This is a genomic window from Mesorhizobium tamadayense, from assembly GCF_003863365.1.
Taxonomy (GTDB): domain Bacteria; phylum Pseudomonadota; class Alphaproteobacteria; order Rhizobiales; family Rhizobiaceae; genus Mesorhizobium; species Mesorhizobium tamadayense.
Genome location: NZ_RQXT01000108.1, coordinates 1 through 6,190, shown reverse-complemented (window position 1 = coordinate 6,190; position 6,190 = coordinate 1). Strand labels below are relative to the sequence as shown.

The window sequence follows — 6,190 nt, the reverse complement described above, 5'->3', positions numbered from 1 at the left end:
TAGCAAATCGGACCGCGGTCGCGCCGGCACTATTCCGCGAACGTCACCCAATCCTCGAGCGGTGCGCGGTCGGTGCGGAATTCATTCTCGGGCTTCGAGTTGTCCTCATAGCCCAGCGCCATGCCGCAGACGACGACTTCCTCCTCGGGAATGTTGAGCACCGGTCGGATCTGCCGGTGGTAGGGCGCGAAGGCTGCCTGCGGACAGGTATGCAGCCCCCTGCCCCGCGCCGCGACCATGATGTTCTGCAGGAACATGCCGTAGTCGATCCACGATCCCTTGTTCAGCCGCCGGTCGACTGTGAAGATCATGCCGACGGGCGCGTCGAAGAAGATGAAGTTGCGGTCGTGCTGCGCCCGCATCTTGTCGACTTCGCGCTTGCCGATGCCGATCGCGCCGTAGAGGCCGAAACCGTTGGCGCGGCGCCGGCTGAGATAAGGCTCGAAAAACTGGTCGGGATAATAGCGGTACTCGTCCCACTCCGCCTTCTCGGCGCGGATGCCCGAATTGAGGATGGCGTCGCTGATGCGCTGCTTGACTTCGCCCTTCGTGACATAAACCCGCCAAGGCTGCATATTGGTGCCCGACGGCGCCCTTGCCGCGACCATCAGGATGGCGCGGATCGTGTCGTCGTCGACCATGTCGGGCAAAAAGGCGCGCACGGACCGGCGTGAGGTGATCGCCTCATCAACGATCGCCGCATCCTCGGCGATCCGGCTATTCTTCTCCAGCATGGGCCGTCCCTTCACGCATGGCCGGAAGCCGGTTTCCGCAACGACCATCCGCAGATAATCAACTGGTCCCGATCGGACGTCCCCACTCGCCGTTCGTGGGCGAGCCTTTGCATCAACCGCCGAAGTCGCGCAAGCAAATCTTGCAACGCATGAAAATCCCCTTGATTTTTTCATGAGCTTGCTCTCTCATGAAATTTGTTCAGATTTTTTCACGCGAAACAGAGAGACTATTGACCTCAACAGCCGTCAGATCGGAGCAGGACAATGGCGAGCGGCTGCTTGCCGGCGACATCCGTGCGCTGCGCAAGGCCCGCAGGCTGACGCTGGCCGAGATCGCTCTGAAGCTCGGCCGCTCGGTCGGCTGGGTCAGCCAGGTCGAGCGCGGCTTGTCGGTCCCTTCGCTCGGCGACCTGCGGAACTTCGCCGAACTCTTCGGCGTACCGCTCAGCCTGTTCTTCAGCCATGACGTGCCTGCCGAGAAGGAACGCGGCGTGGTCGTGCGCGCCGGCAGTCGCCGTTCGCTTGGCACAAGCGAATCCGGCCTGGTGGAGGAGCTTCTGTCGCCCGACCTGGGCGGTAGCTTCGAGATGCTGCGCTCGGTCTTCGCGCCCGGCGCAGAGTTGAAGACCGAAGCGCGCCGTCCGACGGAAGAAGCCGGCTATGTCGCGTCGGGCACGTTCGAGATCGAGATCGGTGGCGTCTGGCATCGGCTCGACGAAGGCGACTCGTTCCGTTTCGAAGGCAAGCCGTTTCGCTGGCGCAATCCTGGCGCCGAGCCAGCAGTCGTCATCTGGGTGGTTTCGCCGCCGGTGTATTGAGTTAAATTTGGAGGAGAACATGGCCGGTTTGCCGACCACGGCACGCGTGGTGATCATCGGAGGCGGTGTCGTCGGCGCTTCGTCGCTCTACCACCTCTGCAAAGCTGGCTGGACGGACTGCGTGCTGCTGGAGAAGAACGAGCTGACTTCCGGCTCGACCTGGCATGCCGCCGGCAACGTGCCGACCTTCTCCTCGTCGTGGTCGCTGATGAACATGCAGCGCTACTCGACCGAGCTCTACCGCGGCCTCGCCGAGGCAGTGGATTATCCGATGAACTACCATGTCACCGGCTCGCTGAGATTGGCTCACAGCAAGGAACGCATGCAGGAGTTCCAGCGCGCCAAGGGCATGGGCCGCTATCAGGGCATGGACATCGATGTCGTCGGCCTCGACGAGATCAAGCGCCGCTACCCCTTCATCGAGACGCATGAGCTGAAGGGCGCGCTCTACGATCCGAGCGACGGCGACATCGATCCGGCACAGTTGACGCAGGCGCTGGCCAAGGGCGCCCGCGACATGGGCGCGAAGATCATCCGCTTCTGCCCGGTCACCGGCGTTCGCCGCGAGAACGGCGAATGGGTGGTTGCGACGCCGCAAGGCGTGATCCGCTGCGAGATCGTCGTTAACGCTGCCGGCTACCGCGCCGCCGAGATTGGAAAAATGTTCGGCCGCGAAGTACCGATGATGGTGATGAGCCATCAATACATCCTGTTCGAGGAGATCCCCGAGCTCGCCGCCTGGACGAAGGAACAGGGCAAGAAACTGCCGTTGCTGCGCGACGTCGATACGTCCTACTACCTGCGCCAGGAAAAGACCGGCATGAACCTCGGCCCTTACGAGCGCAATTGCCGTGCGCATTGGGCGACCCACAACGATCCGATGCCGGAGGATTTCTCCTTCCAGCTCTTCCCCGACGATCTCGACCGGTTGGAGCATTACCTTGCCGACGCCGTCGCCCGCGTGCCGATCCTCGGCACCGCCGGCCTCTCGAAGGTTATCAACGGCCCGATCCCCTATGCGCCCGACGGCAATCCGCTGATCGGGCCGATGCCCGGCATGCCGAATGCGTTCGAGGCCTGTGTCTTCACCTTCGGCATCGCCCAGGGCGGCGGCGCGGGCAAGGTGCTCGCCGAATGGGTGACCGAGGGCCAGACCGAGTGGGACATGTGGTCCTGCGATCCCCGCCGCTTCACCGCCTTTGCTTCGGCGCCCGACTATTGCGTGGCCAAGGGCATGGAAATCTACGGCAACGAGTACGCCATCCAGTTCCCGCGCCACGCCTGGCCCGCTGGACGCGACCGCAAGCTCTCGCCGCTGCATGATCGCATCAAGGCGCTGGGCGGCCAGTTCGACGCCTATAATGGCTGGGAGCGCGCCACCTGGTACGGCAAGCCCGGCGACGACATTTCGGAAGAATCGACGCTGACCTTCCGTCGCGACGGGCCGTGGCAGCAGCGCGTGCGCGAGGAATGCCTGGCCGTGCGCGACGCCGCGGGCATCCTCGACCTGCCAGGCTTCTCGCGTTTCAACCTCGAAGGTCCGGGCGCCGCCGAATGGCTGGCGCTGCAAGTCACCGGCCTCGTGCCGAAGCCCGGCCGCATCGGCCTCGTCTACTTCGCCGACGACAAGGGCCGCATCGTCACCGAGATGTCGGTCGTGCGCCACAGTGAGGACCAGATGACGCTGATCACCGCGGCGGTGGCGCAGTGGCACGACTTCGAATGGCTGAAGTCGCGCATGTCGGCGGACGCGGCCTTCACGCTGACCGATCGCACGGAGGAATACTCCACGCAAATCCTCGCCGGCCCGAACTCGCGCGCTATCCTTGCCGAGGTCTGCGTCGCGGATCTCTCGCTGCCCTGGCTGACGCATCAGGAAACGACCATTGCCGGGCGCTGGGCAAAGCTGGTGCGTGTCTCCTTCGCCGGCGAGCTCGGCTGGGAGATCCACACCAAGGTTGCCGATACGCCAACGGTCTTCGATACTGTCTGGGCCGCCGGCCAGAAGCATGGCCTGAAACCCTTCGGCATGTATGCGCTGGATTCGCTGCGGTTGGAAAAAGGCTACCGCACCTGGAAGGGCGATCTGTCGACGGACTATTCGATCCTGCAGGGCGGGCTCGAGCGCTTCGTCAAATGGGACAAGCCCGACTTCCGCGGCAAGGCGGCGCTGCTCAACGAAAAGCAGCAAGGCGTGAAGAAACGCTTCGTCACGCTGGTCGTCGAGAGCCCCGGCGACTGCGATGCGCCCTATATGTCGACGCTCTGGCACGACGGCAGCATCGTCGGCGAGACGACGTCCGGCGGCTGGGGCCATCGCATCGACAAGTCGATCGCGCTCGGCATGCTGCGTTCCGACCTGGCAGAGCCCGGCACGGCGGTCGAGGTCGAGATCTTCGGCGACCGCTTCAAGGCAGTGGTGCAAAGAGATGAACCGTTGTGGGATCCGAAGAACGAGAGGCTGCGGGCATGACCTCCATTATCCTCACCGACGGCGGCATGGGCCAGGAACTGGTTCGACGCAGCAAGTCCGAGCCGACGCCGCTGTGGTCGGCCAGGGTGCTGATCGACGAGCCCGATCTGGTGCGCGACCTGCATGCGGAATTCATCCGCGCCGGCGCCCGCGTCATCACCATCAACACCTATTCGGCAACGCCCGAGCGCCTGGCGCGCGAAGGCGCGGAAGATCTGTTCAAGCCGTTGCAGAAGCGCGGTATCGAACTGGCTAAGCAGGCCCGCGACGACGCAGGTGACACCGCCATCGCCGGCTGCCTCTCGCCTCTGTTCGGCAGTTACGCACCGGCGCTGACCATCTCCTTTGAGGAGACGCTCGGCATCTACCGCCGCATCGTCGCCGAGCAGGCCGACGGCGTCGATCTGTTCCTGTGCGAGACGATGGCCTCCGCCGACGAGGCGCGCGCCGCGGTCACCGCGGCATCCGAAAGCGGCAAGCCGGTCTGGGTATCCTGGACGCTTGCCGATCATGGCACGCCTCGTCTGCGCAGCGGCGAAAGCATCGCAGCCGCGGCTGGCGCCCTCGGCGATCTGCCGGTCGCGGCACGGCTGCTCAACTGCTGCCGGCCCGAAGCCATTGCCGCCGCATTGCCGGAGCTGATCGCCCTTGGCGGTCCCGCCGGCGCCTATGCAAACGGCTTCACCTCCGTCGAGGCGCTCCAGCATGGCGGCACGGTCGACGTGCTGCATGCGCGCCACGACCTCGATGCGCAAGCCTATGCCGATCAGGCCATTGTGTGGGTCAAGGCCGGCGCGGCCATCGTCGGCGGCTGCTGCGAAGTCGGGCCGGCTCACATCGCCGCCCTGCGCGACCGGCTCATCGAGGCCGGCCACCAGATCTCGGGAGTTTCCTGATGCCAAAACCATCAAAGCGCATTACCGGCATCGTGCCTTCGGGCAAGGACGGCTGGGAGGTCCACTTCGCCGCCTGGACCCGCAAGCAGGCCGGTGAGGACATCATCATGCTGTCGGTCGGCGACCACGACTTCGACACCCCTTCCGAAACCATCGAAGCTTGCGTCAACGCCGTCCGCGGCAGCAACCACCACTACACGCCCCTGCCCGGCCTGCCGCGCCTGCGCAAGGCGATGGCGGCGGCTTCCACGGCTTGCACCGGTATCCTGACGGAACCGGACGAGATCATCGCTACCCCGGGCGGCCAGGCGGCGCTCTATGCCGCCGTCCAGGGCGTGCTCGATCCAGGCGACCACGCCGTCGTCGTCGCGCCTTACTACGCCACCTATCCGAACACCTTCAGCGCCGCGGGCGCCAGCTTCACCGTGGTCGAGACGCCGGCGGAAGACGGCTTCCAGCCGCGCGCAGACATGATCCGCGCGGCGCTCAAGCCCAACACCCGTGCCATCCTGATCAACACGCCGAACAACCCGACGGGCGCTGTCTACTCGCGCGAACGGCTCGAGCAGCTGGCCGATATCTGCAAGGAGCACGATCTCTGGCTCTTGTCGGACGAGGTCTATTGGACGCTCGGCGGCGGCGAGCACATCTCGCCGCGCTCGCTGCCCGGCATGGCGGAGCGCACGCTGGTCATCAACTCCATGTCGAAAAGCCACGGCATGACCGGCTGGCGCATGGGCTGGCTGACAGGTCCGAAAGCGATGATCGCGCTGGTGACCGATCTCAACTTGGTGATGACCTACGGCCTGCCGGCCTTCATCTCGATCGCCTGCGCCGAGGCGCTCGAAAACCACTATGGCGCCAAGGAAATCGCCGAGCGCTACGCCGCGCGCCGCGGCGCAATGCTCGACGCCCTGCGTGGCCTCAACGACGTCACCGTGCGCGGTTCGGAAGGCGGCATGTATGTCATGCTCGACATCTCGACCATCGAGCCCGACGACGAGAAATTCGCCTGGGGGCTGCTCGACAGGGAGAAAGTAGGCGTCATGCCCGGATCGAGCTTCGGCGAAGCCGCCGCCGGCCACATCCGCATCAGCCTCTGTCAGCCTGAGCTTATCCTCCGGGAAGCAGCGCTTCGTGTGCGCCGCTTTGCTTCCAACTATCGCCGCGAGGCCGCATGACCAAGGCCATTCCTAACAAAGCAAGGGCGGTCATCATCGGCGGTGGCGTCTCCGGCTGCTCGGTCGCCTATCACCTGGCCAAGCTCGG

General features: G+C 65.0%; 5 protein-coding genes. 4 read left to right on the top strand and 1 reads right to left on the bottom strand.

Going from position 1 to position 6,190, the window contains the following annotated elements; genetic code table 11:
• Nucleotides 1–29 precede the first annotated feature (29 nt).
• On the bottom strand, nt 30–734 hold the full coding sequence (locus EH240_RS36310; protein WP_125007154.1) for a nitroreductase: 705 nt from the start codon (nt 732–734) through the stop codon (nt 30–32).
• Nucleotides 735–964: 230 nt separating this feature from the next.
• Between EH240_RS36310 and EH240_RS36305 the strand changes: the two genes are divergently transcribed.
• From EH240_RS36305 to EH240_RS36290, 4 genes are read left to right on the top strand one after another with little or no spacing between them, the layout of a single operon-like run.
• Nucleotides 965–1,552 (top strand): helix-turn-helix domain-containing protein, encoded by a 588-nt coding sequence (locus EH240_RS36305; protein ID WP_125007153.1) that lies wholly within the window; start codon nt 965–967, stop codon nt 1,550–1,552.
• A 19-nt stretch (nt 1,553–1,571) separates the two neighbouring features.
• The gene (locus tag EH240_RS36300; RefSeq protein ID WP_125007152.1) at nt 1,572–4,025 is read left to right on the top strand and encodes a GcvT family protein; all 2,454 of its coding nucleotides are present in this window, start codon (nt 1,572–1,574) and stop codon (nt 4,023–4,025) included.
• The gene (locus EH240_RS36295) at nt 4,022–4,921 is read left to right on the top strand and encodes a homocysteine S-methyltransferase family protein (RefSeq protein ID WP_125007151.1); all 900 of its coding nucleotides are present in this window, start codon (nt 4,022–4,024) and stop codon (nt 4,919–4,921) included. The genes EH240_RS36300 and EH240_RS36295 overlap by 4 nt, the downstream gene beginning before the upstream one ends.
• On the top strand, nt 4,921–6,102 hold the full coding sequence (locus tag EH240_RS36290; RefSeq protein ID WP_125007150.1) for a pyridoxal phosphate-dependent aminotransferase: 1,182 nt from the start codon (nt 4,921–4,923) through the stop codon (nt 6,100–6,102). Before EH240_RS36295 ends, EH240_RS36290 begins: the two co-directional genes overlap by 1 nt.
• Nucleotides 6,103–6,190: the final 88 nt, after the last annotated feature.

Coding starts and splice junctions, on each gene's coding strand:
- EH240_RS36310 (WP_125007154.1), bottom strand. CDS start 734: ATGCTGGAGAAGAATAGCCGGATCGCCGAGGATGCGGCGATCGTTGAT.
- EH240_RS36300 (WP_125007152.1), top strand. CDS start 1,572: ATGGCCGGTTTGCCGACCACGGCACGCGTGGTGATCATCGGAGGCGGT.
- EH240_RS36295 (WP_125007151.1), top strand. CDS start 4,022: ATGACCTCCATTATCCTCACCGACGGCGGCATGGGCCAGGAACTGGTT.
- EH240_RS36290 (WP_125007150.1), top strand. CDS start 4,921: ATGCCAAAACCATCAAAGCGCATTACCGGCATCGTGCCTTCGGGCAAG.